This window comes from Shewanella sp. cp20 (assembly GCF_000832025.1).
Taxonomy (GTDB): Bacteria; Pseudomonadota; Gammaproteobacteria; order Enterobacterales; family Shewanellaceae; genus Shewanella.
The window spans coordinates 243,902-270,740 of record NZ_JPII01000029.1 but is presented as its reverse complement, the minus strand read 5'-3'; the positions used below and the strand labels follow the sequence as shown (position 1 = coordinate 270,740).

Below are 26,839 nucleotides of genomic sequence, written 5' to 3'. Positions count from 1 at the left end.
GCAGGATTTTTAGATAAGTAGTTATTCTACAATTAAAAATACTAATACCGTTATCGAGCGTTTTAACAAGCTAGAATGATCAATTGTTTATTACGATTAGTATTACTTCTTCTTGTCCTTGATATGGCTCATCATGCGCTTACGACGGCGCTCCTGGCTCACGGTGAGCTTCTTGGTGTTGAGCCCTTCGAACGGGTTGCCCCCTTCCTGGAAGCGTACCTGAATCGGCGTCCCCATCACCTTGAGAGAGCGACGGTAGTAGTTCATCATGAAGCGCTTATAGGAATCGGGCAGCTTCTTCACCTGGTTACCATGGATAACCACGATAGGCGGGTTATATCCACCGGCATGAGCGTATTTAAGCTTAACGCGGCGACCGTTAACCAGAGGCGGCTGGTGATCGTCCTGGGCCATCTGCATGATTCGGGTGAGCATAGAGGTGCTCACACGGCGCGTGGCGCTCTCGTAAGCTTCCTCTACCGACTCGAACAGGTGTCCAACACCCGTGCCGTGTAGCGCCGAGATAAAGTGAATGCGGGCGAAGTCGATAAAGCCAAGACGACGGTCAAGCTCGCTCTTCACACGCTCCTTCACGTCCTGATCGATACCGTCCCACTTGTTGACCGCGATCACCAAGGCGCGACCTGCATTCAGGGCAAAGCCCAGCAGGCCAAGATCTTGCTCGGCGATCCCCTCGCGGGCATCGACCACCAGCAGCACCACGTTGGCGTCTTCGACCGCCTTAAGGGTCTTGATCACCGAGAACTTCTCGACGGTTTCATGCACCTTGCTGCGACGACGCACACCGGCGGTGTCGATGATCACATACTCCTGACCATCGCGCTCTAGCGGAATATAGATGCTGTCGCGAGTCGTACCCGGCTCGTCATAAACCACGACGCGCTCTTCCCCCAGGATGCGGTTAGTCAGGGTCGACTTACCCACGTTAGGCTTACCGATAATCGCCAGCTTAATTGGCAAGTCCTGCAGACGCTGCTGCTCGGCCTCGGCCTCTTCCTCTGTGTACTGACGCTCATCGGCTTCCTCTTCGCCTTCACCTTCACGGTTCAGCCCCATGGCCTCGGCGTAGGGGGTCAGCGCGTATTCGATCATGTTGGTCACACCGCGCCCCTGGGCGGCGGCCATCTGGTATACCTCACCCAGGCCCAGGGCCCAGAACTCGCCACAGGCGGAGTCGGCGTCGATACCATCAACCTTGTTGGCCACCACGAAGGTGGTCTTCTCGCGGCGACGCAGATGCTCGGCAATCGCCTCGTCGGCGGCCGTCATACCCGCGCGGGCGTCGGTGAGAAACAGTACCACATCGGCTTCTTCGATCGCCGCCAGCGACTGCTCGGCCATGCGGGTCTCGATCCCCTCTTCGGTACCGTCGATACCGCCGGTATCCACCACGATAAATTCGTAACCAGACAGATGTGCACGACCATACTTACGATCCCGAGTCAGACCTGGGTAGTCAGCTACCAAGGCGTCTCTGGTGCGCGTAAGACGATTGAACAGGGTCGACTTACCTACGTTTGGTCGGCCTACCAGGGCCACAACTGGAATCATTTTTTTGCCTCTAATCTACAAATCTATCTGAATATCTTAAATAAAAAGCCCCCAGCACAAGGTCCAGGGGCTTTAAAAACTGTTAAAGCTCGCCTTAGGGAAGCGTAATTCTTGCTACCTTGCCGCCACGACTCTGGACGTAGATCTTATCATCTATTACCAGTGGCTGGCTAAATAAACCTGAACTATCCACGTCGACGCGGCCAACCAGCTTGCCAGAGGTACGATCGATGAAATGCAGATAGCCTTCGAAGTCACCCACCACCAGGTAGTCTTTGAAGACGACAGGTGAGGTCAACTCGCGGTTGGTCAGCTCGCTGTTGCTCCAGCTTTCCAGGCCGTTGCGCTTATCGACCGCATAGATGCGACCATGGTCATCCACCAGGTAGAGGTTCAGACCGGCAGAAGCCAACTCGTTGAAGCTGGAATATTTACGGCTCCAGACGACACGTCCGCTGCGCAGCTCCATCGACACCAGGTTACCGTTATAGCTCACCGCATAGATGTTCTCGCCCACGATAAGCGGCTTCATATCCACGTCGGCCATACGGGTAAACTCGTTACCGCCCTTAGGTGTATAGATAGGCTGCTCCCAGGCGGCCTGACCATTGCTTTTCACCACGACAGCTATCTTGCCATCGGCGGTGCCGACGAAGAAGCCACCGGCCTCATAGGCGGCCGAGCCTGTGCCCCTCAGGGTCAGGGTGGGCAGCTTGCTCTCGTAAACCCAGAGCTTCTCGCCATCATCGACGTTATAGGCTTCCAGGCCACCGGTACTTGTGTGTACCACGACCACATCTTCGCCTACCGTCGGCCCCGACAGCAGCTCACCACCGGCGGTCACATGCCAGACCATCTCGCCGGTCTCGGCATCGACGGCGCCCAGCAGGCCACTCTCACCACCGAAGAACACCTTGTTACGGGCAGCGGTAATGCCTGAAGAGAGACGTGCGCCCTTGTTCTTAGACAAGGCGCCTTCCTTAAACCAGGAGCTGATATCCAATGACCAGACCTGCTCGCCGCTGGCTTCGTCGTAGGCGGTCACTTCGCCGTAACGATCCATGACGAACAACTTGCCGTAACGCACGGCAGGACGGATCTTAGAGTAATAATCACCGACACCACTGCCGACGGAAGCACTCCAGCTCACCTCGGGAAAGACACTCGCTTCGATCTGCGGCAGCGGACTTACCGGCTCTTCTTCAACGTCGTTGGAAGAACAGGCCGACAACAACCCCAGGCTCAAGCTGCAAGCCAGTAATGTTTTGCACCAAGACTTCATGGGCAGCTTCCTTATGCCTTGTTCAGGTTATCTAGCTTCATCTGCAAGGCTGGGCTTGAAGTCGCTCCGCCGTTGTCCAGGGCCGACTGATAGGCGCTCTTAGCCTTATCGGCTTCGCCTTGACGCACCAGGAAATCACCTTTTAATTCATCACGCTGTACGGCAAACGATGGCGTGTTCAGCTGCTCCAGGGTAGCCAACGCCGTTGCCAGCTGGCCTTGCTCGGCCTGCACGCGGGCAAGACGCAGGGTAGCAACCGCCACCAAGCCTTCTTCTGGCTTGCTGATGAGGATCTGCTTCAGGGCCTGTTCGGCCTTGTCCAGCTCACCGGCTTCTACCGCGGCCTTAGCCACGATCAGTTGTAACAATGCCTGATAGCCCTGCTGACCGTCATGGTCTTTAGCAAAGCTCTCGGCGGCCGCCAGCATGCTAGAGTCGGCTTTGACCGAGTTGCTAATAGTTTGGAAGGCTTCAGAGGCTTCTTCTGCCTGAGCCACCTTGTAATCTGAATAGTAGTTCCAGCTGTATAGACCACCCAGGCCTACCACGGCACCGATGACAATCGAGTTGCCATAGTCTTTCCAGAACTGTTTGATAGCATCGACTTGTTGTTCTTCTGTGCTATAAATTTCCACGTTTCTCTTCCTCTTTAAATCAGTTCTGCAACGTAAGCTGCTAACGAATCCTGTGCAACTAATTCTTGTTCTTTCTCTTCACGCAGATATTTCAGCGCCACCTGGCCGTTAGCCAGTTCGGTCTCGCCGATCACTATGGCGAGTTTGGCGCCACTCTTATCGGCACGTTTCATCTGCTTCTTGAAGTTACCGCCGCCGCAGTGAGTCATCACCTTGAGGCCGTCCACTTCACGTAACTGCTGTGCCACCTTGATGGCCGCGATACGACAATCATCACCCATGGCGGTGACATACACATCGACCGGACCCGATACGTCGTCGGTCAGGCTTAAGGTTTCCAGCATCAGGACGATACGCTCGAGCCCCATGGCAAAACCGACTGCCGGGGTGTCTTTGCCCCCTAGCTGGCCGACCAGACCGTCGTAACGACCACCGGCCAACACTGTGCCCTGAGCACCCAGGCTATCGGTGACCCACTCGAATACGGTGCGGTTATAGTAATCTAAACCACGCACCAGACGAGGGTTAATTTCGTATTGGATGCCAACGGCTTCAAGTAGTTCACACAAATGTGCAAAATGACCACGACTTTCTTCGCCGAGGTAGTCCATCAGCGCCGGGGCATCCCCCAAGAGCGCCTGAACTTCAGGGTTCTTGCTGTCGAGCACACGCAGTGGATTTGAATACATGCGGCGCTGGCTGTCTTCGTCCAGCTTTTCTTTGTGCTGCTCCAGGAAGGCAATCAGGGCCTCACGGTAGGCGGCGCGCTCCTCGGCGTCCCCCAGGGTGTTCAGCTCCAGCTTCACGTGCTGACTGATCCCCAGCTTCTGCCACAGGCGGTGAGACATCATCAGCACTTCGGCTTCGATATCGGCCGAGGCAATACCATAGACCTCGACACCAAACTGGTTAAATTGGCGGTAACGCCCCTTCTGTGGACGCTCGTGGCGGAACATAGGTCCCATGTACCACAGACGCTGCTCCTGATTATATAGCAGGCCGTGCTCGTTACCCGCACGTACGGTAGAGGCCGTGCCTTCGGGACGTAGCGTCAGCAGATCGCCATTGCGATCGGCAAAGGTGTACATCTCTTTCTCGACGATATCTGTCACTTCGCCGATAGAACGTTTGAACAGGTCGGTACTCTCTACGATGGGGGTGCGGATCTCGCTGTAACCATAGGCCGCAACGGTATCACGCAACACTGCTTCTAGTTTTTGCCATAGCGGGCTCTGGGTCGGCAGAATATCGTTCATTCCGCGAATCGCTTGAATCTGTTTTGCCACTGTATCAACTCGTCCGAAATTTAGCTGTAAAAAATAAAAAAGCGCCTCGCATTATAGGCGCATCATCAATAAACGCAAAACCGGCGCGGCGCGCCAGTGAGCTGCGCCACAATCGGGGCCGTTCGCCCCGGATTCTGCGCAGCAAGCAAAGGGTTATTCCGTGATATCGGTTGTCGGAATACGTGCGTCGACGCTGGCCACCTTGGCGCGGATCTTCGCCTCGAGCTGATCGACGATATGCTCGTTGTCGAAGCGCTCTTTCTGACGCACGCCGTCGTCGTAATAGCCGCTCTTACGGTTACCACCGGTTAGGCCAATATCCGATACCAGGGCTTCGCCCGGGCCGTTGACCACACAACCTATGATAGAGACATCCATAGGGGTCACCACATCTTCCAGGCGACGCTCCAGCTCGTTCACCGTGGCGATCACATCAAACTCCTGACGCGAGCATGATGGGCAGGCGATGAAGTTGATGCCGCGTGAGCGAATACGCAGGGATTTGAGAATGTCGAAACCGACCTTGATCTCCTCGACAGGATCGGCAGCCAGCGAGACACGCAGGGTATCGCCTATGCCTTCGGCCAGCAACATGCCCAGACCCACCGCCGATTTTACGGCGCCGGCACGGGCGCCACCGGCCTCGGTGATCCCAAGGTGCAGCGGCTGTTTGATCTGCTTGGCCAGCAGGCGGTAAGACTCCACCGCCAGGAAGACGTCAGACGCCTTAACGCTCACCTTAAACTGATCGAAATTGAGTCTGTCGAGAATATCCACATGACGCATGGCCGACTCGAGCAAGGCCTCCGGGGTCGGCTCCTTGTACTTGTCCATCAGATCTTTCTCTAACGAACCGCCGTTAACACCGATACGAATGGGAATGTTTTTGTCGCGGGCACACTCCACCACGCTACGGATACGCTCTTCGTTGCCTATGTTGCCCGGGTTGATACGCAGACAATCTACGCCATATTCCGCCACCTTGAGCGCGATACGGTAATCGAAATGAATGTCGGCGATCAGCGGGATCTTAGTCTGCTGCTTGATCACCTTGAACGCCTCGGCGGCATCCATGGTCGGCACAGAGACACGTACGATATCGGCGCCAACATTTTCCAGCGCGCGGATCTGAGCCACCGTGGCCTCCACATCTGTGGTGCGGGTGTTGGTCATAGACTGCACGGCGATGGGCGCGCCATCACCGATAGGCACATCGCCCACATAGATGCGTGTCGAAGGGCGGCGAATGATTGGGGACTCGTTGTACATCTTAATTCACTCTTTTACTTCAAAGATTGACGGCGTTACCGACCGTCAGTCTGGCAACTCGGCCACTGGGATACTTAGCCAGATCGATTGGTTCACCATTGAGGTGCATGGTCAATGACTGCGGCGCCCCCAATATAACCTTAAACGGCGCCTGACCAAAGACATTCATCTCTTTGCCCGCCAGCTTAAGGCCATTAACAAGTACCTTGCCGTTGGCATCGGTCACCTTGATCCAGCAATCGCCGCTCAGACTCAGGGCCAACTCGGCATCGTCCACGGCCTGAGCCGTGTCATCTGTCCTGGATGACTCGAGGGCTTGAGGCGCTTGAGACTGAGAGATTTGGGACTGGGTCGCTTGGGATGCTTGAGTGGCTCGCGCTAAGGGCTCGGCGGTTGCAGGCTCTGCTGCCGATTCAGTAACAGTCGGTTCAGAAGCCGTCTGTTCAGAAGCAACCTGGCTCAAGGACGCGCCTGGCATCTCGATACCCGTATCGGCCTGTGGATCCTGGGCGGGCATCAGGCTGGGCTCTCCAGGCAAGGTCGAAAGCTCGGCGGCTTCTTCCACCGATGGCTTGGAGAGATCCAGATCCGCCACCATGGCCGACTTTTGCACCCACCAAAGTACCAATAAGGCTAATAAGACGAAGATGATCAAATAAGTCACCAACATCAGGCGACCATCTCTGGCCTGACGCGTGGTCTTGCGGGAGAAGCTCTGCATGGTAGGGGCATCGACCACAGGAAAGCTTTCGGCCAAGTAGGCATCTACCCTGGCCATCTCCAGGCCCAGGATGCGGGCGTAATTCTTCACATAGCCTTTGACATAGGTTGCCGACGCTATGTTGTCATAGTTGTCCGCCTCAAGATCTTTAACAATCGATGGGCGCAGATTGAGTCTCTCGGCCACGCTGGTTAAAGTCATCTGGCGCGACTCACGCGCCGCCTTTAACCACTGGCCCAGGGTTTCACCGGTTTCCTTTGGTTTCTCAGCATCATCCTTGAGCATATCGATTTGATTATCAGTCATTAGTGCATGCTAGCTCTATACTGCTTGGCCTCATTGGAAGCGGGAAACTTGGCCAGGAGAAGAATGCCAAATTTTCTCACCGCTTCAGGGTCATTTAGGCCTTGCTCAATTTTAATTCCCAACGCCAGACTCTGAGCCGATTCGGGCACCACTCTATGGTAACGCGCCAAACCTTTCTTGGCGGCGGAGTAGTTCCCCAGATCCAATTCGATCTCAGACAGTTCTAATAGGGAGTTGGCACGACGCGGGTCATAGTTAAGTGCCATCTCGAAGTAGCGTTGTGCTTTTTGTAGATCACCCGACTTGCGGCTACAGATCCCCAGGTTTTCATAGCTGGAGGCCGAACGGGTGTATTTGGGCATCTTTACTGCCCGAAGAAACATCTCTTCGGCCTGGTCGTATTTTGCCTGCTGGCAAAGAAACACGCCGAAGTTATTCATGGAATCGCCGCTGGCATCGCTGGCGTTGATGGCGTTGCGATACGCCTTCTCGGTCAGGGCTAACTCGCCAACCGATTGATAGTAATAGGCTAAGGCCACGTGTACATCTTCGATGTTAGGGGCAAACTCGAGCGCCTTATCCAGATTGTACTTGGCTTGTTCGCTGTTGCCCTTTTGCAGGTAGGTCAAACCCAGCTGCACCCGTTGACGGGCCGCAGCAACGTTGTCGAAGGTTCGCTCTTGAACGGGCACATCTGTGCCACTGTATGTTCTCTCAGTTACGCATCCTGACATCAGCGTCGAAGTCAGGATGACTAACAGGGTCAATGTTGGCTTTTTGCTTAACATTCGCAAGCCTATCTAGTAGCAGATACAATAAGTTAGTTTATTGTGACTGAAATCTGACTATCTTGCATGCGTTTTTTCGCCAAACGTTTGGTTCGGTCGCGAATATCCCCGGCCAACTGGCCACAGGCCGCGTCAATATCGTCTCCGCGGGTCTTACGGACGATGACGGTAAGGCCATATTCCATCAGCACCTTAGAGAATCTGTCGATACGCGAGTTCGATGAACGACCATAGGGCGAGCCCGGATACGGGTTGAAGGGGATCAGGTTGATCTTACAAGGAGTATCCTTCATCAGCTTGGCCAGCTCATGGGCCTGATCTGTGCTGTCGTTGATATGATCAAGCATCACATATTCCAGGGTCACACGGCCGCGGTTAGCGTTAGATTTGGCCAGGTAACGACGGATCGCCGCCAAAAACTCCTGCAGTGGATACTTCTTGTTAACCGGTACCAGCACGTCACGCAGCTCATCGTTTGGCGCGTGAATGCTCACCGCCAGCGCTACATCCAGGTTATCGCCTAAGATATCCAGCGCAGGCACCACGCCCGAAGTCGATACGGTCACGCGGCGCTTAGACAGGCTGAAGCCGAAATCGTCCAGCATGATGTCGATAGCCGGCATGACATTTTTCAGATTCAACAGCGGCTCACCCATGCCCATCATCACCACGTTAGAGATGGGACGCTCACCGGTTTCTTTCTGGAAACCAAGAAAGTGAGACACACGCCAGATCTGGCCGACAATCTCAGACACGGTAAGGTTACGGTTAAAGCCCTGCTGGGCGGTAGAGCAGAAGGTACACTCGAGGCACAACCCACCTGTGAAGATACACATAGGGTGGCACGGTCATCTTCCGGGATGTAAACGGTCTCAACCTCCTGACCATTACCCACATTGATGGCAAACTTAATGGTGCCATCGGCAGACTTCTGATAGCTGGAGATCTCTGGAGCCACCACCTCACAACGCGCGGCCAATTTGGCACGTAACGCCTTGTTGATGTTAGTCATCTGTTCGAAGTCGCTGACGCCAAAATGGTATAGCCACTTCATCAATTGATCGGCACGAAAAGGCTTTTCACCCATCTCGGTAAATAGCGCTCTCAATCCCTTACGATCGAGATCCAATAAATTGATCTTTTTTTCACTCATTTTGACTAACCTCAACACCAAAACCTGCCACAGGGCGGCGAATTATACAGATATCAATAAATTTTAGCCAGTAAGGAAATAGACTATGCTAGAATCCCCCCAAGCTAATATTGGCTTGCTACTCGGAGTTGTTTTACCTCCCCCATGATAACCCTTATTGTTATTGTCTTTGTCGCTATCGGGATCTCTTTTCTCTGTAGTGTATTCGAAGCCGTGCTTCTGTCTGTTACCCCTAGCTTTATTGCGAACCTAAAAGAAACCCATCCCGCGGCGGCCGAGCGTTTGAGCCACCAAAAGGAGAATGTGGAATCGCCACTGGTTTCTATCTTGACCCTAAACACTATTGCCCACACCGTAGGTGCCGCCGTTGCCGGTGCGCAGGCAGCCAAGGTGTTTGGCGACGAGATGCTGGGTGTCTTCTCTGGTGTGCTGACCTTTCTTATCTTGTTCTTCTCTGAGATCATTCCAAAGACACTGGGCGCAAACTACTGGCGCAGCCTGGCCCCTAGCGTGTCTCTGGTTCTGCTGTGGATGGAGCGCATCACTAAGCCGCTTATCTGGATGTCTCAGCAGGTCACTCAAAAGCTCGGTAAGGGCGACGACGGTCAATACATTCGTCAAGAGATGAGTGCTATGGCCAAGATAGGTCACGAGTCGGGTGAGCTGGACGAACAGGAATCTATGATTCTGACCCAGATGCTGTCGGTCAAGGAGATGCCGGTGACCGCCATCATGACCCCAAGAACCGTGATGTTCAGCGTGCCAGCTTCGATGACCCAGGCCGAGTTTGCCAAGCTTCATAAGAAGAGCCCCTTTACCCGTATCCCGGTTTTCGATGGCGATCGCGACAATATCGTGGGTTATGTCAACCGCAACACCATCTTGTTGTCGGAGCGAGACACCCCCATGGCGCCTATCTCTGCGGTACGGCGTAACCTAGTGATCGTGCCGGAAACGGCCAAGATCTTGCCGCTGTTCCAGCTGATGATTAAGCGCAACACCAAGATCGCCATGGTGGTGGACGAATATGGTAGTGGCCACGGTATTGTCACCCTAGAAGATATTATCGAATCCCTGCTGGGCTTAGAGATTGTCGACAGTAATGACCCTGTGACCGATATGCAGCAACTGGCGAGACGCCTATGGAAACGCCGCATGACTCACAAGGGCATACGCATCTCGGATGAGGGCTCGTCTGAAGATGAGGATCTCCCCAAAGGCGAACAGCAAGCCACCAGTATCACAGAGGCCGAGCCGCTGGATAAGGTGAGCAAATAACTTAAGAAAAGTTAATAAAGGGAAGCAAATGCTTCCCTTTTTCATTTAGCCCTGCTGAGGTATACTTGCCCGCTTCACAAATGAGGCCTACATGACCAACAGATACTCCCTAAAGCTTGCACACATCAACGACACCCACTCTCACTTCGATCCTTCGCGCGTCCAGTTTCTGCTCAGCCATGAGCAACAAAGTTATGAGGTCTATAACCACAGCGGCGGCTATGCGAGGATCGGATATCAGGTGCAACAGGCGCGCAGTCAGGCGGCCGATGCCGGGCAAGATTTTCTGTTTCTTCATGGGGGCGACAGCTTTCAGGGCACCCTCTACTTCAACCAATTTAAGGGCGTAGCCAATGCCGACCTGCTCAACCGCCTAGCACCCGATGCCATGGTCCTCGGCAACCACGAGATAGACGCAGGCAATCAGCCGGTTAAGCAGTTTCTCGATAACATCAATTTTCCGCTGCTGGCAGGCAACATGGATCTCAGCCAGGAAGATCCCCATAAGCAAGACAAGCTGACTGGGCACCCCAAGCTGTTTGACTATATTCCCGAGCACCGCTCGGCCAAGGTACTCTTAAAGCCGTTAGGCGATAGGCAGCTTGCCATCATAGGCATCACCCTAGATCAGATGAAAGAGATCGCCAGGCCAGATGAAGATACTCACTTTGCCGACGCCATTGAGACCACCGCCAATACGGTAGCCACGCTAAAGGCGCAGGGCATAGATCATATCCTGGTACTAAGCCACTTAGGCTGGGATAAAGACAAAATATTAGCCCAAGAAGTGGCGGGGATCAGCCTGATCGTCGGTGGTCACTCTCACACGCTTCAGGGCGACTTCAGCGCCATCGGCCATAATGCGCTGCCCTATGGCTATCGCGTCGACAACACACCGATACTACATGCGGGCAAGTATGCCGAAACTCTGGGGCTGTGCGACCTAGAGTTTGACGACCAAGGCCTAGTGACCTCCCTTGCCGGACACAACTACTTCATGCTCGACAAGCACCTGCTTATCGAAGGGGAGCAAGAGGTCACCGCCGCCACCTATGACGCACTCAAGCGGCAGCTCATGGCGCATCCCGGGATCTTATGGGATGACGAACTCACAGAGATCAATCAGGTGATCACCCAGCACTATCGCCCGGCCATCGACGCGCTGGAGCATCAGGTGCTGGGATTTGTGCCCAAAAACTTGATCCACACCCGCCTGCCCAGCAAGGCACTGCCCCACGGCAGCGAGATCGCCCCCTGGGTCTGTAAGAGCATCTATCACGAGACTCGCAACCTGGACATTCAGGTAGATTTTGCCCTGCACAATGCCGGTGGAGTCAGACAATCGCTCAACAAGGGCACGGTGACCATGGCGGACATTCTCGGGCGACTGCTCCCTTTCGCCCTGCCCCTGGTGAAATATCGCATCCAGGGCCGTTACCTGTATCAAACCTTGGAGTCGGCCATCAACTCGGCCACCAACAACAGCATTACCGGCACAGGTGCGGGAAGCTTCCCCTATACCTACGGCCTTAAATATTGCTACGACGGCAGACAGCCGCTGGGCGCCCGCATCCTGCAACTGGAGATCTTGACGGAAATAGCCGGTGAGATGCAGTGGCATAGCGTGATGCCAGACCGCTTGTATAGCGGCGTTTCCTCGGCCTACACGGCGTCGGGCAAGGAAGGTTATCAGGCGCTACTTAGCGCAGAACAGCAGGAATCGATTGAGGCGCTTACCCTGCCCCAGGCCTTCATCCGCTTCATGCAGCGAGAAGAGGGGCTACACGGCGTCATGCCGCCTCATGTGTTATACACGAGTCACCTGGATGGCCATTAGCGCGAGCTATATAAGGCTAGAAAGTTTGGCGCCTTGCTGGCCGGCTATGCACGCCTAGGTTATCGCGAGGGTGTGGTGAGGGTATTGCAAGTGACTAAACCAGGAACTTTGCCAGAGACTAAACTAGGGACTTTGCCAGATAGTAAGCCATAAACACCTGGCCAGCCTTTTCCTGATACCGCTTGTGTCGCAGCGCAAACCCCTCTGCCACAAACAGTGGCCGCGACAGGCTGGAGGCATCGACCCTTAGCTCATCCATCCCCTGCGAAGCCGCCCAGGATTCGAGTTGTTGCAATAACTGTCGCGCAATCCCCTGCCCCTGATATTCAGGGTGCACATAGAGGCTGTCGATATAGCCCCGCGAGGCATACTGGGTCTCGACATTGATGAAACCGACACAGCGGGGATACTCCCCCGTCATACAAGCGGTATCGACGGCCAGCCAGGCCTGAGAGCGGGTCAGGCGTTTATGCCAGTGATAACCGGAGCGCGGCGCCTGGGACCAGGCAAGCTTCTGCGCCGCACTGTAATGGGTCTCATCGATGGCGCGCACCGCCAGATGATAGACCCCACTGACCGCTTTGCTATACCCCTTACGATAGGGAATTATCTTAATCATCGCCTTGTTCTATCGATACGTGTTCTATCTGTATGAGTTCTGTCTACAGGTGCTCTGTCAATATCAGGCAGAGAAGCTCAGGCGCTCATCACCCCTTTGCCAATCCATACGGCCACCTGTTTGCGTAAATTGCAGCTGATTTTAGTCCCTATTAGGTAAAAAAATAGTGCCGATAACAAGTTATCGGCACTATTTCTTATATTCATCCGGCTACTTAGCCGCGCAAATTACTTCTTGTCGATGCGACCCACAAACAAGAGTTCATCGAAGGTACGGTTAAGTGTCTTGCTGGTAAAGTCATTCATCCACATCTGCTCTTGAACGACAACAACGTCACCTTTTTTCACCTCGGCCTGAGGTCCTGCCGCCCAGAAAGTCTTATCGGCTTCTTTGATCTGCACATAGGTATAACCGCCACCATTCATGGTATCGACCACAGTACCTTGATGCACTACACCAGCCGCCCAGGCACTCGAGATCCCCAGGGCTAAGGTGGCCGCAGCGGCTAAACGAACTAATTTAGTTATCATTGTCATTCCTTAAGTGTTTGCCTTTAACCCCTGCATTAAAACATGGCCTTAGCCATAAATCTCTACCCGGGTGTCTTAAAACAGCATTCAATGAATCAGTTTTAGATCAAGCTCTCATTCCCGAATTTTATCCCTGCTTACGTGGAACTAATAAAGGCTTGAGCATGCCCTCCAGGCCATTGAGCTTCACCTCATAGATCAGCGCCAACTGCTGACCTAACTTCCCCTCGGGAAAGCCTTTACTATGAAACCAGACTAAATAAGGCTCTGGCAGCTCGAGTAAGCGTAACCCGGCATATTTACCAAAGGGCATTTTTTGATTTATCGCCTCGATTAAGGCCTGTTGATCCATCTTGACTATCCTAAACGGCTATTGGAAAAAGTACGCTGCCCAGCTTACGTGACTACAAGCGTCAAACCAAGAAGCTTTGACGACATCGCGATTACACATGCTCATTTCCCGCGCGTCGCATTGAAACATAAGGTAAATTTTCGCAGCGACAAGCCAACCGACTTCAAAGTTTTAGCCACTACAGATATAACATTTGAGAATATAAAAACCAACAAACAAGCAAAATAGAAATAAGAGTAGGGTGAAACTCTTACGCTTTTAAGGCATAAGTATGAAAAACAAGCCGCTAAAACCAACACAAAAACAGTAACACACTGTTTTATAAAAGCTTTAAGATAACTTTTTACTCCAAAAGCCCTTAGCGTCAAATATCCGCCAAACAAGCCGAAACGTCAACTTAATGACAAGCGCCATAATCAAAAAAAACGTCAATTTTCATGTAGTTGACCAACAATTAATTAACACCTAAATTGGAGTCATGCCCAAACAGGTGAGATCGCGAGATAGCAGTACATCACTTGGGAACCTAACAACAAACATCGGCAATCATTGGCAGTCGAGAGGAAATAGAATGATCATTTTAGTTGGCGGTGAAAAAGGCGGTAGCGGAAAGAGCTGTTTAGCCCAAAACATAGCGGTATTTCTCACGGTAGAATGCGGCGCGTCGGTCATCATGGTCGATTGTGATCCCCAGCGGACCACCTCGGACTGGATTCAAGCTCGTAACAACAACGGCACCCTGGCTGGCATCAACTGTGTACAGCTCTACGGCAAGATACGTAACGATCTGCTCAGCCTAGAGCAACACTATGACTATGTGCTGGTCGACTGTGGTGGCCAGGACAACCTGGCACTGCGTGCCACCATGTCTGTCGCCTCACATGTGTTGATGCCACTGCGTCCGAAGCGCAGAGACTTGAAAACCGTCAGTCACATGGATGATATCGTCGCGACCTGTATGATGATTAACCCTAAGATGCGCGCATCTTTCGTGATCACCCAATGCCCTAGCCTGCCAAATCAGGCTAACCGCATCATGGAAGCTAAAGAGGTGTGTAAGACGTACGACATCAACGTACTCGACGCCATCACCTACAGCCGAAACATTTATGATGACAGCGAAGAATCGGGTCTGTCTGTCATGGAAACACAACCAAAAGGCAAGGCCGCCGAAGAGATCCGCAGCATCGCCTGTGAAATGCTACAGGCTTCCAGTGCCACAGAAATTCGCAATCGTCTCGCCGAAAAACAGATGGATAAGTTAAGGGGTAACTATGGGTCTGGCCGATCTCAAGAAAAGCTCTACGCAGTCTAGTGCCGCGAGACAAAACCGTAAGCGACTGAATATTTCGCTCGATGCCTTGATCGATGACTTCATCGACGATGCGACCCACTATGCCGCCGGGCAGCCGAGCAATGTACAGCAGATGGCCGAGGTTATCGCCTTAGAAACGGGTTTCGATGGTGATTTTTTAAATCGCCACGCATCTCAGGCGACACCTAAGGTGGTACCCAAGGGAACAGGGCCTTATCGCAAGGCGACCTTCACCCTGAGCGAGTCTGCTATCGCGCACCTCGCCGAATTGGCCAGCGGCTGCGATGTAGCTAAGTCTAAACTGATCCGTTTTCTCATCGAGCATCATTACTCGTTATCTGAGAGTGAGCGGCAACAGAAGGAACAATCAATCATAGTCGATTAAATTAGGCGATTAAATTAGCCGATAAAATTAGTCGATTAACATATATCCCCAGACGCGCTGGGCACATCATCACCCAGCGCGTCGCTCCTTTCAGCCCGTCTCCCTAACCTTTCTGGCAGCGACAGATTTCATTTTCCGAACTTAGGGCTGCCAGCTTTTTTTCTCCACTGCTTTTTTCTCTCCCTAAGATTGAATTTGCGGCAAGCAACACCATATCTTGCTATATCATAGGGAGATTTTTATGCTAGCCATCTTTATTCTCGCGCTGGTCAGTAGCGCCGCCATAGGTTACATACTGTTTAGGCCAAAGTATGTCAGGTATCGCCGCGCGCAGATCGCCAAGCGCCCCTTTCCCGAGAGCTGGCGCGCCATACTCAAACGCCGCATGCCCTATTTTCGCGCCCTGCCCAGCGACCTGCAGCTACAGCTCAAGCGCCACATCCAGATCTTCATCGCCGAGAAGCGCTTCGTCGGGTGTCAGGGCATAGCAATTGATGATGAGATCCGGGTCACCATCGCCGCCCAGGCTTGTCTGTTACTGCTCAATCGCGACACTGACTACTACCCTAAGCTGAAACAGATACTGGTTTACCCTAGCCTGTTTATCGTCAATCAGATGCAGCAAAATGGCGACGGAACCTTCTGGGAACGAAAAAATATTCTTTCGGGTGAGTCCTGGGAGTTTGGCAAGGTCGTGCTCTCCTGGCATACCGCCAAGGAAGACGCGGCTCAGCCTTACGATGGCCACAACGTGGTGATCCACGAGTTTGCCCACCAGCTAGATCAAGAAGATGGCCACTCCAACGGCGCGCCCATCCTGGCTAATGCTAACGACTACCAGTCATGGTCAAGCATCATGACTCAGGAGTTTGAACAGCTGCGCGAAGACGCCAAGTACCATCAGCCCAGCCTGTTTAACTATTACGGCGCTACCAACGAGGCCGAGTTCTTCGCGGTGATCACCGAAACCTTCTTCGAGCGTCCCCATGACTTTTATCAGCAGCACCCGGCCCTCTATCAACAGATGAGTCAATTTTTCAAACTAGATCCGGTAAACTGGCATTAAACGGATTTAAAAGGAGAACACCATGGCCGTCAGACATCACTCGCTGACCTGGATACTTGCAGGCTGCGCCCTGCTGCTCAGCAGCATTAGCCGCGCCGAGACCCCACTAGAGGCGACTCAGACCTTAGACAAGTTGCACAGTTACGCCGCCAGCGCCGATTGGGACAAGTATTTTGCCCTCTATACCGATGACGCCCATTTTATCGGTACCGATGCAACGGAAAACTGGACCATGAAGGAGTTTGCCGCCTATGCCCGTCCCACCAAGGGCTGGCACTACACCCTGGTATCCAGGCAGCTAGAACAGCACGGCGAGGTGATCGTCTTCGATGAGCATTTAAGCAGTAAGTCCTATGGCAACTGCCGCGGCACAGGCACCCTGGTCCTCACCCCTGAGGGCTGGAAGATATTGCAATATCACCTGAGTTTTCCAATCCCCAACGCCATGGCCAAACGGATCACGGCGCAGATCAGCGCCGCCAGTAAAAGCAAATAGTGCTAGGGCCTGTTGACCTTGCAGTTTGGGGGTTATACCAATCGTAATAAACAATTGATCATTCTAGCTTGTTAAAACGCTCTATAACTGTATTAGTATTTTTAATTGTAGAATAACTACTTATCTAAAAATCCTGCTTGGTTCTCAAGCGTTTTTCCTGCGCTATTTCTGATCACATGTTTACTGTGATTGGTATTACTGCTCGCCATTCACATAGTACGACCAATAGTACGACCATGTGAATGGCTTCATTGCTTACTCTTGCATCAACCAAAGCACGATTAGATTGAACAAATCTTAAAGCAACAGAAGGCTGACAGGTAAAAGGCTCTAGGGCCTGTTTATCTTTCGCGTTCATTTTTTGCAGGGTTCGTCTTGAGCACGTTCAACGCTTTGTTACTCGGCTTTTATATAGAATTACTATATCTCAAGCCTCGAGCCGCGATTTTAACGTGCTCAATTAGAACAAAATTTGTTCTCAAAAGGTCAACGGGCCCTAGTGCACCGAGACAGAGAGGCAGAGATTGGTCAGCTGAGCGAAATGGGTAAAACGATCGAAATCCGCATCAACCAGCTTGCGCTCTGAGCTGTGCCTGTCGGCATATAACAGGCCAATCACCTTGTTATCCACCAATATCGGCGCCAACATGAAGCCCATTGGCGAGGTATGGCGCCTGAGCGCTTCGTCGGTATAGAGGCGCCACTTTTCCGAGCCTGGGTTGTCGATAAACAGCGGCTTCTTGAGATCGACACTCTCGCCAAACACATTCTTGTCTAGATTGAGCTCGACGACAAATTCGTTCTTCATCTTGTCGCTGTTCTCGCCAACCACCACCCTAGGTTGCAGGCGCTTACGATTTGGCGAGAGTAGCATGACGGCGCAGCGATCCATGCCTATGCCATCGAGCAGGCCGCTGAGGGTAATAGTGATCACCTCATTAAAGTTCGCCTTATTGATGGCACAATCTGTGAGCTCCCGAAGCTTCTTCAGCTGCAGCTCGACATTAAACTCGCGTACCTTAACCGGCTCATCCTCTGGCTCAGCCGCCAGCGTCAACTGATGGGTATCGGGCAGGAAGGCCACCAGCACCTTGGCACCATAAGTATCGGCCAACTTTCGGGTGGCATGGCTACACTGGATCATCCGCCCTTTAAACTCACCCACCTCTAGGTCCAGCATGTCTGCTGCCTGCTTGATACGGTGATTCAGCTCGGTAATATCTTTGCTGTCGCTCGCCATCAACTCGCTGATCTTATTAGCAAGATAGATGGAGCGGATCTCGGGAGTGCGCTCATTGGGATTCGACAAGGACTTCACCAATACCTCGCCAAGTCCCCAGTTTTTAGCGATACCCATGGACAGCTGGGTAAAGGAGGTTCCCAGCACCTCTCTGACCACGGCGCTGGCTTCTTTTTCATCCACCTGATTGAGACGCGCATTGAGCTGCTCAGTCGTTTCACCGCCCATGCTCCAAAAGGCACTCTCTCCCAGGTGATAGAGCAGTGCGGCGATAAACACCTCTTCCTGCAGCTCTTCGTCGTGATCTTTAAGCATCATCTTGGCCAGCATGGCTGCCTGGAAGGCTCTTGCCATCAGGGTGAGTAGCCTCTGGTAGACATCCTCTGATAATCCTTTGTTTTCTAAAAGGCTACTGAGGAGCTTAGCGGTAATACAGATATTACGTATGGTATCGAAGCCCAGGACGACGGCCGCGCGGCTCACGGTCGTAACGTGGGAGATCCCCTTGTTATAGATGGCGCTGTTGGCCACCTTAAGAATTCGCGAGGTCAGCGCGTTATCATGCATCACGCTGCGGCCGAGTATCGCCAGGGAGGAAACATCGTCTTTGGCAAGCTTCTCTAGGGTCTTCACCGTCGAGCTAAGTGCCGGCATCTCCTGTTCGCTGATGCGTTTGGTCCAGTACTCTGCACCTTTTCCTGACATAGCAGTGTTCAATGCTTATCTACTCTTTATATGAAGAAATAAGGATAGCGCTTAGTTGCCTGGCGCCGTCTTTGATGAATTATAGGCAGAAAAACTTATAACATAACAATTACATCTGTCGCCAGAGGCAAATCACGTTTATCACCTACACCCGATTCACATGGCGAGGATTTCACCTTTATATCGACGAGCGGGCACAAAAGATAAGAAGAAAATAAAAAAAGGCGGCTCAAGAGGGACCGCCAAGGCAAGCAAAAATAACAATTTGGAAAGGAAAGAAAAACCTCGCACCGCACGTAGGAACACGGTGCGAGGAACAACCGCTGCTAAAGGACAGCAAGTCGAAACTTTAGAACTGCTCCTCTTCGGTCGAGCCAGTCAGCGCCGTAACCGAAGACTGACCGCCCTGGATCACATTGGTCACCTTATCGAAGTAGCCTGTACCCACCTCTTGCTGGTGTGCCACGAAGGTGTAGCCCTTCTTCGCCGCCGCAAATTCGACTTCCTGTACCTTCTCAACATAGTGCTTCATGCCTTCACCGCGCGCATAGTCATAGGCGAGGTCGAACATGTTGTACCACATGTTGTGAATACCGGCTAAGGTGATGAACTGGTACTTATAACCCATGTCCGACAGCTCCTGCTGGAAGCGGGCGATGGTGGCATCGTCCAGGTTCTTCTTCCAGTTGAAAGACGGTGAACAGTTATAGGCCAGCAGCTGATCTGGGTATTGTGCGTGAATCGCCTCGGCAAAGCGGCGCGCCTCTTCCAGATCAGGCTTGGCGGTCTCACACCAGATTAGGTCGGCGTAAGGCGCGTAGGCCAGACCGCGAGAGATAGCCTGGTCGATGCCGGCATTTACACGGTAGAAACCTTCAGAAGTACGCTCGCCGGTGATGAAGTCGCGATCGTATGGGTCGCAGTCAGAGGTCAGCAGATCCGCCGCGTTTGCATCGGTACGGGCGATAACCAGAGTCGGTACGCCGCTCACGTCGGCCGCCAGACGCGCAGACACCAGCTTCTGTACCGCTTCTTGAGTCGGTACCAGTACCTTACCGCCCATGTGACCACATTTCTTCACTGAGGCCAGCTGATCTTCAAAGTGCACACCGGCTGCGCCAGCGTCGATCATGTTCTTCATCAACTCGTAGGCGTTAAGCACACCACCGAAACCCGCTTCTGCATCGGCTACGATAGGCAGGAAGTAGTCGGTGTAGGCCTCATCTTGTGGGTCAACCTGGTTGCTCCACTGGATCTGATCGGCGCGGCGGAACGAGTTATTAATGCGCTGAACCACTGCAGGTACTGAGTTTGCCGGATAGAGAGACTGGTCCGGGTACATGGTGCCCGCCAGGTTCGCGTCGGCAGCCACCTGCCAGCCCGACAGATAGATAGCCTCGATTCCCGCCTTAGCCTGTTGTACCGCCTGACCACCAGTGAGGGCACCCAGTGAATTGACATAGCCTTTCTTAGCGCCGCCGTTAACCAGCTGCCATAGTTTTTCCGCACCGCGAGTTGCCAGGGTATTTTCCGGGACAATCGAACCGCGTAAGGCCACTACGTCCTCTGCTGAATAGGGGCGACGAACGCCGGCCCAACGTGGATTTTCAGCCCAATCTTGTTTAATCGCATCAATCTGTTCTTGACGTGAAATCTGTGTAGTTGCCTTAGTCATAATCTTCTCCATCTCAGGTGTTAGCATCCAGCTCCCTCAATACCACTCACATTCAAAGGCGCTAAATAGGTTTTGGGTATTACCCTTTCATTTATAAAATCATCGCGTTAAGCATTGTCGCCCTGGGTCAATATCTCGTAGCCTGGCAGGGTGAGGAAATCCACCAGCTCATCAGAGGTGGTGATCTCTTCCAGCAAGACTGCCGCTTGAGTAAAACTGCCGTGGGTAAAGCGATCTGGTCCCACCTCGAGTTTGACGTTGGCCAGCTCTTCGACCAGCATCTCTTTAAACAGCTCCTTGGTGACCAGCTTGCCGTTTGAGAGCTTCTGCTCATGTTGGATCCACTGCCAGATAGAGGTGCGCGAAATCTCTGCCGTCGCCGCATCTTCCATCAGGCCATAGATGGGTACACAGCCGTTGCCGCGGATCCAGGCCTCGATATATTGCAGCGCGATACGGATATTGAGGCGCATACCCGACTCGGTGCGTTCGCCTTCGCAAGGCATGAGGAGATCCCTTGCCTGGATTGGCGCATCGACATCACGAGTGATGTGCAGCTGGTTGACGTGATCCTCACCTATATACTCGTTGAAGATCCCCATGGCAGTGTCCGCCAGACCTGGATGTGCTACCCAGGTACCGTCGTGGCCATTACGCGCCTCAAGCTCTTTATCGCCGCGAACCTTAACCAGCACAGCCTCGTTTTGCGCTGCGTCTTTGGCAGGAATAAAGGCCGCCATGCCTCCCATCGCCAGGGCGCCGCGCTTGTGACAGGTCTTAATCAGCAGACGCGAGTAGGCGCTCAGGAACGGCTTATCCATGGTGACCGCCTGACGGTCGGGCAAGATGCGATCGCTATGTTTCTTCAATGTCTTGATATAGCTAAAGATGTAGTCCCAGCGGCCGCAGTTGAGCGCCACTATGTTTGAGCGAAGTTCATAGAGGATCTCTTCCATCTCGAACACCGCGGGTAAGGTTTCGATGAGGCAGGTACACTTAATGGTGCCCGGCGTCAGACAAAAACGTTCTTCGACAAAGGCAAACACCTTTGCCCACCAGCGTGCCTCCACATGACTCTCGAGTTTAGGGATGTAGAAATAAGGTCCGCTGCCCTTCTCCAGCAATTGACGATAGTTGTGGTAGAAGTAGAGGCAGAAATCAAACAGCGCGCCAGGGATCGCCTCACCATTGAAGGCCACATGCTTCTCCTTAAGATGCAGGCCGCGAACGCGAGCGATAAGCACCGCGGGATCATCATTAAGGGTGTAATGCTTGCCTGTTTCGGGGGCGGTATATTCAATCTCGCCACGCACCGCATCACGCAGGTTAATCTGTCCCTGGATCACCTTAGTCCAGCTTGGGGCCAATGAATCTTCAAAGTCGGCCATAAAGACTTTAACGTTGGCATTTAGGGCGTTAATGATCATCTTGCGGTCCACCGGACCGGTGATCTCGACGCGTCTGTCCTGTAGATCTTGCGGGATACCGCGGATCTGCCAATCGCCGTCTCTTATGGCACGAGTCTCGGGTAAGAAGTCCGGCAAGGCGCCGTTATCGATCGATGCCTGCTTCTGCTTACGCATGTCGAGCAGATTTGGCACCTCTGCCGCAAACTGATCACATAAGACTTCAAGCAAGCTAAGCGCGCCTTCGTTAAGCACTATCTCTTGCCCTGGTACTGTCGCCCCCAGGATAGACAATCCCGTATCCAGCTGATGTTTATTCATTACCTGTTCAGTCATCCCGATATCTCCCAAGCGCTCATTTACCGTTAATTTCAATTCATCCAGCCCACAACATTAGGGCTTGCCACGCCTCTATTACTGGCCATACAGCTTGAAACACCAGTAATGGGTTACAAATGTACGTTTTGAACAAAACCTACTAACAAACTGTTGGGATTGCAACAATACAACTGGCGAGAAAAACAGCTAAAAGACCGGAGTTACATCACAAAAAATTGGTAAGACCAAAATCGCAACCCACACATTACCCATTGATTTTTATCCACTTAACACTCTTGCGTCAACATTAAAAACAACAGAACCTTAAACTTGTCAGACAAATTAACCAACAACCAATCAAAGAAAGTTATTACGTAATTTAATTACACCAAGTAAGATTAACAGTACACACAATCAAGCTTAAAGCCTGTTAGAATTTAGAGCCGTTCGTTTTGCTTTCCTTGCGAGTAAACCATAATAAACCATTAATATTCAGTGAATTACCTGGCTCACAGAACAAACAAAAATCAAACAAGTGTTTTAATTTGACGTTTACGTAAACGCAAGACAAGACAAACGCAATGACTTGTCACAAATCGGTAACGTTTGTCGATCAACATCACGATTTTTTTTGGTTTGATGCAAAAAAAATCCAAAAAAACCGAATAAATTGCATACTTACCCCAAAATAGTCATTCATCATTCGCGCCAAGCTCCGCTCTCTATGCGGGCAGACTTGCCCTCCTAAGGCTAATTGCCTAAGTGATCCGATACACAAACCACATCAGAAGCTGTGAGGAAGGAAGCTAAAGCCTAAAAAATAATGCTGGAAATCTAGTGCCTAAAACCCAAAAGCTAATATCCAAAACCTAATATCCAAAAGCTAAGGCCTAAAGCCAGGAAACCTCCCCTAAGCCATTCAAAAATAAGCTATAAAAACAAACCTCTAGTGATATCGACTTTATTCTCAAACCAAGATACGAGTGCTTTCCTATATGGATTGATTCATGAGATAAGAGTTAAAGAGGGGCGATACGATGAAAGGCAAGCAGACGGGCAATTAGTGGGCACAGGCAAAGGCAAAGGCAAAGGCAAAGGCAAAGGCAAAGGCAAATGATTAAGCCAAGGCTCTAAGATAACTCCAATACCAGATCAGATGAACATGCCCAACAAGGGATTAAATACCCGCGATTAATAGCGACCTACGGCATGAACACATAGGCCCATGGCGTTTTCACCAACGTCAGAGGGAGCCACTTAAAAGAGTCACTTAAAGCACTATTAAGTAGGAGATACATCACGGGAGAAGCAAGTTAGATGGCCTAAAACCAGATTTAATGCGCAGGACGAGAGGCCAATCAAGAGTTCAGCTTAATCGCATTCAAATACATAACTTCAAGGGGTTAAAGGGTAAAGGCGATAAGCCAGCACTATGTATTAATACTGAGCATTAATACTGGGCACTAAACGCTAGCCTATAAATACTAAGCACTAAATAGCCACTATGCATTTACTGCATTAGTGGCATTAGCACCGTTAGTCGGGTTTGCCGCCTTGTCTGACATGGTCGCCATACCTGGACGGTACATCACCACACAGTTGCGGCCATTGCGCTTGGCCTGATACATGGCGATATCGACGCGCTTCATGAGTGGGTCCAGGCTAAGGTCATCCTCCACACTGGTACAGACACCGAAACTTGCGGTAATACTTAAGTCGCTATAGTGAGGACGGGTCTGAATAGACTCTATGGCAAGGCGGCACTGCTTGGCGATCTTTAAGGCTGCCTGTTCATCTGTATAAGGTAAGAATATCGCAAACTCTTCACCGCCCATACGCACAAATAGATCGCGCCCCTTGAGACTCGGTGAAACGGCTTCCACCACGCGACGCAGCGCCCAGTCTCCGGCACTATGACCATAGGTATCGTTAATCGATTTAAAGTGGTCTAAATCGAACATCACCACACTAAACACGTTGCGATGGGCCAGCACATCGACAAACAGGTTTTCTGCAAAATCTTGTCCCGTACCACGATTCAATACGCCGGTTAACGGATCTCGTTGCGAGATACGCTTGTATTTGCGCTTTTGCACAAACATTGAGGCGCCGAAGATGATGAGGCAGATAGAGCAGCCAATGGCAATCATCAACGCCATGCTCTCGTTATACCTCTCCAGTTCAACCACTTTTTGCTGCGCCGTATAGAGTGCCCTGTCCTGATTCAGCATCTTGATCTCGCGTGCCTTCTCGGCATTCTCAAACTTAGCCATCTGATAGGCATAGGCCTTCGCCTTGGTCTCATCGATAGCGGCTTCACTCAGCTGCAAATACTTGTCCAGATAGCGATAGGCCTGCTGATACTCTCCCTCTACGGATAAGGCGTCAGCCATCACCTTATAGGCACGCTTCTTCGCGCTGAGGACGCTAGGATCGTCTGCTACGTCTATGACTTGTTGTGCATATTGCTTGGCACTGTCCACCTCTTTCTTCATCAAGTAGGTTTCGGCCAGCAAGGCGTTTACATCGTTGATCTCTAACTGGAACTTAAATGTCTTGTATTCGGTTAGGGCTGACTGGAATAGCCTCTCGGCCTGCTGTAGCTCACCCAATTTAAGGAGCGACGTCCCCTTACCTTTGTCGGCCATGGCGACAATAAGCGGTATGTTATGTTCATGACAGAAGGCTCTGGTATCGGCAAATAATTGCTTGGCCTCATCATATTGAGAGAGCTTTAACTCCCCTGCCGCCAGTAGCACCTGGGCGTAACACTGCTCCTTAGGAGAACTATCACGACTTAGGCTATAGGCCAGTGAGGCGTAGCGCTTCACCTCATCATAGACTTCGAGATCCAAATAGAGATTGGCGAGCCTTAGGTAGGAGGTCATCTTGATGGTGACATCATCTATCTGTTCGATACGGTCGAGATTCTTCGCCATCGCATCCAATGCCCCCTGATAGTTCTTCATGGCGATCAGTGCGGTGGCTTGATATAGATAGATGGAATTTTGAATTTCGGGAGAGTGGCTCAGTTGCTCGGCCTGAATGAGTAGATTAAAGGCGCGTTCATAGGCACCGTTAAACATCTCCTTGTTACTCTCGAGTGTTAACACCCGAGCCCTCTGTTCGCGGCTCAAGTGCTGGGTATTCTCTTTAAGGTAGGCAATTACCTCAGACGATTTGGCTGGCTCTGCAATCAGGGCGGCCTTTAACTCATCGATAACGGCGTCGTAGTCGACGTCACTCGCGGTGGCAAGCGGGCAAAATGCTATCGAAAAGGCACAAGCCAAGAATAGTCTGAGGTAATGCATATAAATTACTAAGGGTTACTTGCTGTCATCTGGGTTAGTGATAATCAGATATGACTGTACTTCGCTGGTATCGCCCGAGAGCGAATCGAGCTGCGCCTTATCGCCAGACAATACCGCCTGAATCTCCTCATCCGTCAGGCCATTGGCCTTCATCACTCCTTTAGGGTCAGCCTTGTAAGCCTCTAACAGCGCGGCATCCGAACCTAATTTCTGAAAAAAATCGCTTAGCTTAGACATATCATTCTCCATTGTTATGTAATAACACTAGTTGCTAGACAATAGTTTGACCACTCTAGGATTAATCAAACATAGTCTCATTTTTTAACCCAATAAGTCTTCTGAAATTCCGAGTTTTGCCAAAACCTTATGATTTACGCTGAGTGGCGCTGCAGGTGGTATTAACAGGGTAGTAATAGGACTTAACCTAGCATCGGGCAAGGCCTTAAGTAATAGACGTTCGATTCGAGGCGCCTGAGTCGGTAAATTGGGCGCCTCATAAAGAATGACCTCATGGTCTAAGGGATACCACTCGCTAAGCTGCTCGACCAAGACCCGTAAGCAGTCCGAATTGGTGTGAAACTTGGTAAGGGTGTGCTCACCGGCGATGGCGATCTGCCACAGCAGCAGATGGGTAGCAGGGTCCGGCGTATGGCAATAAAACATGAATTGGCTGGCCTCGAAGCTCTGATGACCAGATTGCCCCGGGTCGATCCCCACATCGGCCCATAAACAGGCCTCAGCCGAGATCCCTGGCTCCATTTTGGCCTCGAAACCTTCTTCCCGCGCCCGGCGAATGGCCATATGAGACACGCAGGCAAAGACACCAGGATGGCCATATAAGGCACAAACCACCCGCTTACCCGCCCTGACTTGGGTTAATATCGCCTCAACCATCTGCTGATAGGTATCGCGACGGCTCTTAACTTCTTCACCTTGGGCGTAATAGCGATGCAGCGATCTAACATCGCTATTCATCTTCTGCAGCCACTGGAGGGAAAAGGCATCGGGTACTAAAGAAAAAATGACATCGGCCAACTCGATATAACTCTTACTCAGCACAGTTATCTGACCGCCCAGGTTTAAACCTGTGCCTACGCAAACCAAACTGCCTTTTGTATAGGCTTCACCCATATCGATGCTTCCGTCCATTGCCCGGGTAATCAACCACCGTTTGCTCCTTGGCTTGTTGCAGCTTTTCAATTAAACAAATTAAGCCAATGCTACAAAGGTGTAAACCAAAATAACTTACCACAAATCGGGATAAAACAAATACTAACAATTAATTAGTCTGCCA

General features: G+C 51.8%; 22 protein-coding genes and 1 pseudogene. 6 read left to right on the top strand and 17 right to left on the bottom strand.

Annotated features, from left to right (window positions below):
• Positions 1-102: 102 nt before the first annotated feature.
• From der to DB48_RS12315, 8 genes and pseudogenes are all read right to left on the bottom strand, one after another.
• Complete coding sequence (gene der / locus DB48_RS12350) at positions 103-1,572, bottom strand: ribosome biogenesis GTPase Der (RefSeq protein ID WP_041510547.1); 1,470 nt, start codon at positions 1,570-1,572, stop codon at positions 103-105.
• Positions 1,573-1,666: 94 nt separating this feature from the next.
• Positions 1,667-2,854: an outer membrane protein assembly factor BamB gene (bamB, locus tag DB48_RS12345; RefSeq protein WP_041510546.1), complete on the bottom strand. Its 1,188-nt coding sequence runs from the start codon at positions 2,852-2,854 to the stop codon at positions 1,667-1,669.
• A gap of 11 nt (positions 2,855-2,865) precedes the next feature.
• Positions 2,866-3,489: a tetratricopeptide repeat protein gene (locus DB48_RS12340; RefSeq protein WP_041510545.1), complete on the bottom strand. Its 624-nt coding sequence runs from the start codon at positions 3,487-3,489 to the stop codon at positions 2,866-2,868.
• A 14-nt stretch (positions 3,490-3,503) separates the two neighbouring features.
• A complete protein-coding gene (hisS, locus tag DB48_RS12335) occupies positions 3,504-4,775 on the bottom strand; it encodes a histidine--tRNA ligase (RefSeq protein ID WP_041510544.1) in 1,272 nt (423 codons plus the stop codon).
• Positions 4,776-4,928: 153 nt separating this feature from the next.
• Positions 4,929-6,044, bottom strand: a complete 1,116-nt coding sequence (gene ispG, locus DB48_RS12330) for a flavodoxin-dependent (E)-4-hydroxy-3-methylbut-2-enyl-diphosphate synthase (RefSeq protein ID WP_041510543.1) — start codon at positions 6,042-6,044, stop codon at positions 4,929-4,931.
• Between the two features lie 19 nt (positions 6,045-6,063).
• Complete coding sequence (locus DB48_RS12325; protein WP_041510542.1) at positions 6,064-7,071, bottom strand: RodZ domain-containing protein; 1,008 nt, start codon at positions 7,069-7,071, stop codon at positions 6,064-6,066.
• Positions 7,071-7,859: a type IV pilus biogenesis/stability protein PilW gene (gene pilW, locus DB48_RS12320; RefSeq protein ID WP_041510541.1), complete on the bottom strand. Its 789-nt coding sequence runs from the start codon at positions 7,857-7,859 to the stop codon at positions 7,071-7,073. Before pilW ends, DB48_RS12325 begins: the two co-directional genes overlap by 1 nt.
• 32 nt (positions 7,860-7,891) lie before the next feature.
• A pseudogene (locus DB48_RS12315) lies at positions 7,892-9,012 on the bottom strand (bifunctional tRNA (adenosine(37)-C2)-methyltransferase TrmG/ribosomal RNA large subunit methyltransferase RlmN).
• Positions 9,013-9,156: 144 nt separating this feature from the next.
• On the opposite strand from DB48_RS12315, the gene DB48_RS12310 reads away from it, so the two are divergent.
• Together DB48_RS12310 and DB48_RS12305 are read left to right on the top strand one after the other, a co-directional pair.
• Positions 9,157-10,290 (top strand): CNNM domain-containing protein, encoded by a 1,134-nt coding sequence (locus tag DB48_RS12310; protein WP_041510540.1) that lies wholly within the window; start codon positions 9,157-9,159, stop codon positions 10,288-10,290.
• A 91-nt stretch (positions 10,291-10,381) separates the two neighbouring features.
• Complete coding sequence (locus DB48_RS12305) at positions 10,382-12,127, top strand: bifunctional metallophosphatase/5'-nucleotidase (protein ID WP_041510539.1); 1,746 nt, start codon at positions 10,382-10,384, stop codon at positions 12,125-12,127.
• Between the two features lie 118 nt (positions 12,128-12,245).
• Here DB48_RS12305 and DB48_RS12300 read toward each other — a convergent pair whose 3' ends face one another.
• The 3 genes from DB48_RS12300 to DB48_RS12290 form a co-directional block, all read right to left on the bottom strand.
• Positions 12,246-12,746 (bottom strand): GNAT family N-acetyltransferase, encoded by a 501-nt coding sequence (locus DB48_RS12300; protein WP_041510538.1) that lies wholly within the window; start codon positions 12,744-12,746, stop codon positions 12,246-12,248.
• 227 nt (positions 12,747-12,973) lie between these two features.
• Entirely contained in the window at positions 12,974-13,276 is a 303-nt protein-coding gene (locus DB48_RS12295) for a hypothetical protein (RefSeq protein ID WP_011865085.1), read from the bottom strand.
• 127 nt (positions 13,277-13,403) lie between these two features.
• Positions 13,404-13,628 carry a DUF3820 family protein gene (locus DB48_RS12290; protein ID WP_041510537.1) on the bottom strand — a complete coding sequence of 75 codons (225 nt, stop codon included), beginning with the start codon at positions 13,626-13,628 and terminating at the stop codon, positions 13,404-13,406.
• Positions 13,629-14,199: 571 nt separating this feature from the next.
• On the opposite strand from DB48_RS12290, the gene DB48_RS12285 reads away from it, so the two are divergent.
• The 4 genes from DB48_RS12285 (at position 14,200) to DB48_RS12270 (ending at position 16,890) form a co-directional block, all read left to right on the top strand.
• Positions 14,200-14,943, top strand: a complete 744-nt coding sequence (locus DB48_RS12285) for an AAA family ATPase (RefSeq protein ID WP_041510536.1) — start codon at positions 14,200-14,202, stop codon at positions 14,941-14,943.
• On the top strand, positions 14,903-15,328 hold the full coding sequence (locus DB48_RS12280) for a hypothetical protein (RefSeq protein WP_041510535.1): 426 nt from the start codon (positions 14,903-14,905) through the stop codon (positions 15,326-15,328). Before DB48_RS12285 ends, DB48_RS12280 begins: the two co-directional genes overlap by 41 nt.
• Positions 15,329-15,569: 241 nt before the next feature.
• Entirely contained in the window at positions 15,570-16,394 is an 825-nt protein-coding gene (locus tag DB48_RS12275) for a zinc-dependent peptidase (protein ID WP_041510534.1), read from the top strand.
• A gap of 22 nt (positions 16,395-16,416) precedes the next feature.
• Positions 16,417-16,890 carry a nuclear transport factor 2 family protein gene (locus DB48_RS12270; RefSeq protein ID WP_041510533.1) on the top strand — a complete coding sequence of 158 codons (474 nt, stop codon included), beginning with the start codon at positions 16,417-16,419 and terminating at the stop codon, positions 16,888-16,890.
• A gap of 496 nt (positions 16,891-17,386) precedes the next feature.
• Here the strand turns inward: DB48_RS12270 and DB48_RS12265 are convergent, their stop codons facing one another.
• The 6 genes from DB48_RS12265 to DB48_RS12240 form a co-directional block, all read right to left on the bottom strand.
• Positions 17,387-18,835, bottom strand: a complete 1,449-nt coding sequence (locus DB48_RS12265; RefSeq protein WP_041510532.1) for an HDOD domain-containing protein — start codon at positions 18,833-18,835, stop codon at positions 17,387-17,389.
• A gap of 349 nt (positions 18,836-19,184) precedes the next feature.
• Positions 19,185-20,510 (bottom strand): isocitrate lyase, encoded by a 1,326-nt coding sequence (gene aceA, locus DB48_RS12260; RefSeq protein ID WP_041510531.1) that lies wholly within the window; start codon positions 20,508-20,510, stop codon positions 19,185-19,187.
• A gap of 107 nt (positions 20,511-20,617) precedes the next feature.
• Positions 20,618-22,252 (bottom strand): malate synthase A, encoded by a 1,635-nt coding sequence (gene aceB / locus DB48_RS12255; protein WP_041510530.1) that lies wholly within the window; start codon positions 22,250-22,252, stop codon positions 20,618-20,620.
• 1,484 nt (positions 22,253-23,736) lie between these two features.
• On the bottom strand, positions 23,737-25,524 hold the full coding sequence (locus tag DB48_RS12250) for a tetratricopeptide repeat-containing diguanylate cyclase (protein ID WP_160290149.1): 1,788 nt from the start codon (positions 25,522-25,524) through the stop codon (positions 23,737-23,739).
• Positions 25,525-25,560: 36 nt separating this feature from the next.
• The gene (locus DB48_RS12245) at positions 25,561-25,782 is read right to left on the bottom strand and encodes a hypothetical protein (RefSeq protein WP_041510529.1); all 222 of its coding nucleotides are present in this window, start codon (positions 25,780-25,782) and stop codon (positions 25,561-25,563) included.
• 84 nt (positions 25,783-25,866) lie between these two features.
• Complete coding sequence (locus DB48_RS12240; protein ID WP_235375392.1) at positions 25,867-26,694, bottom strand: SAM-dependent methyltransferase; 828 nt, start codon at positions 26,692-26,694, stop codon at positions 25,867-25,869.
• Positions 26,695-26,839 lie beyond the last annotated feature (145 nt).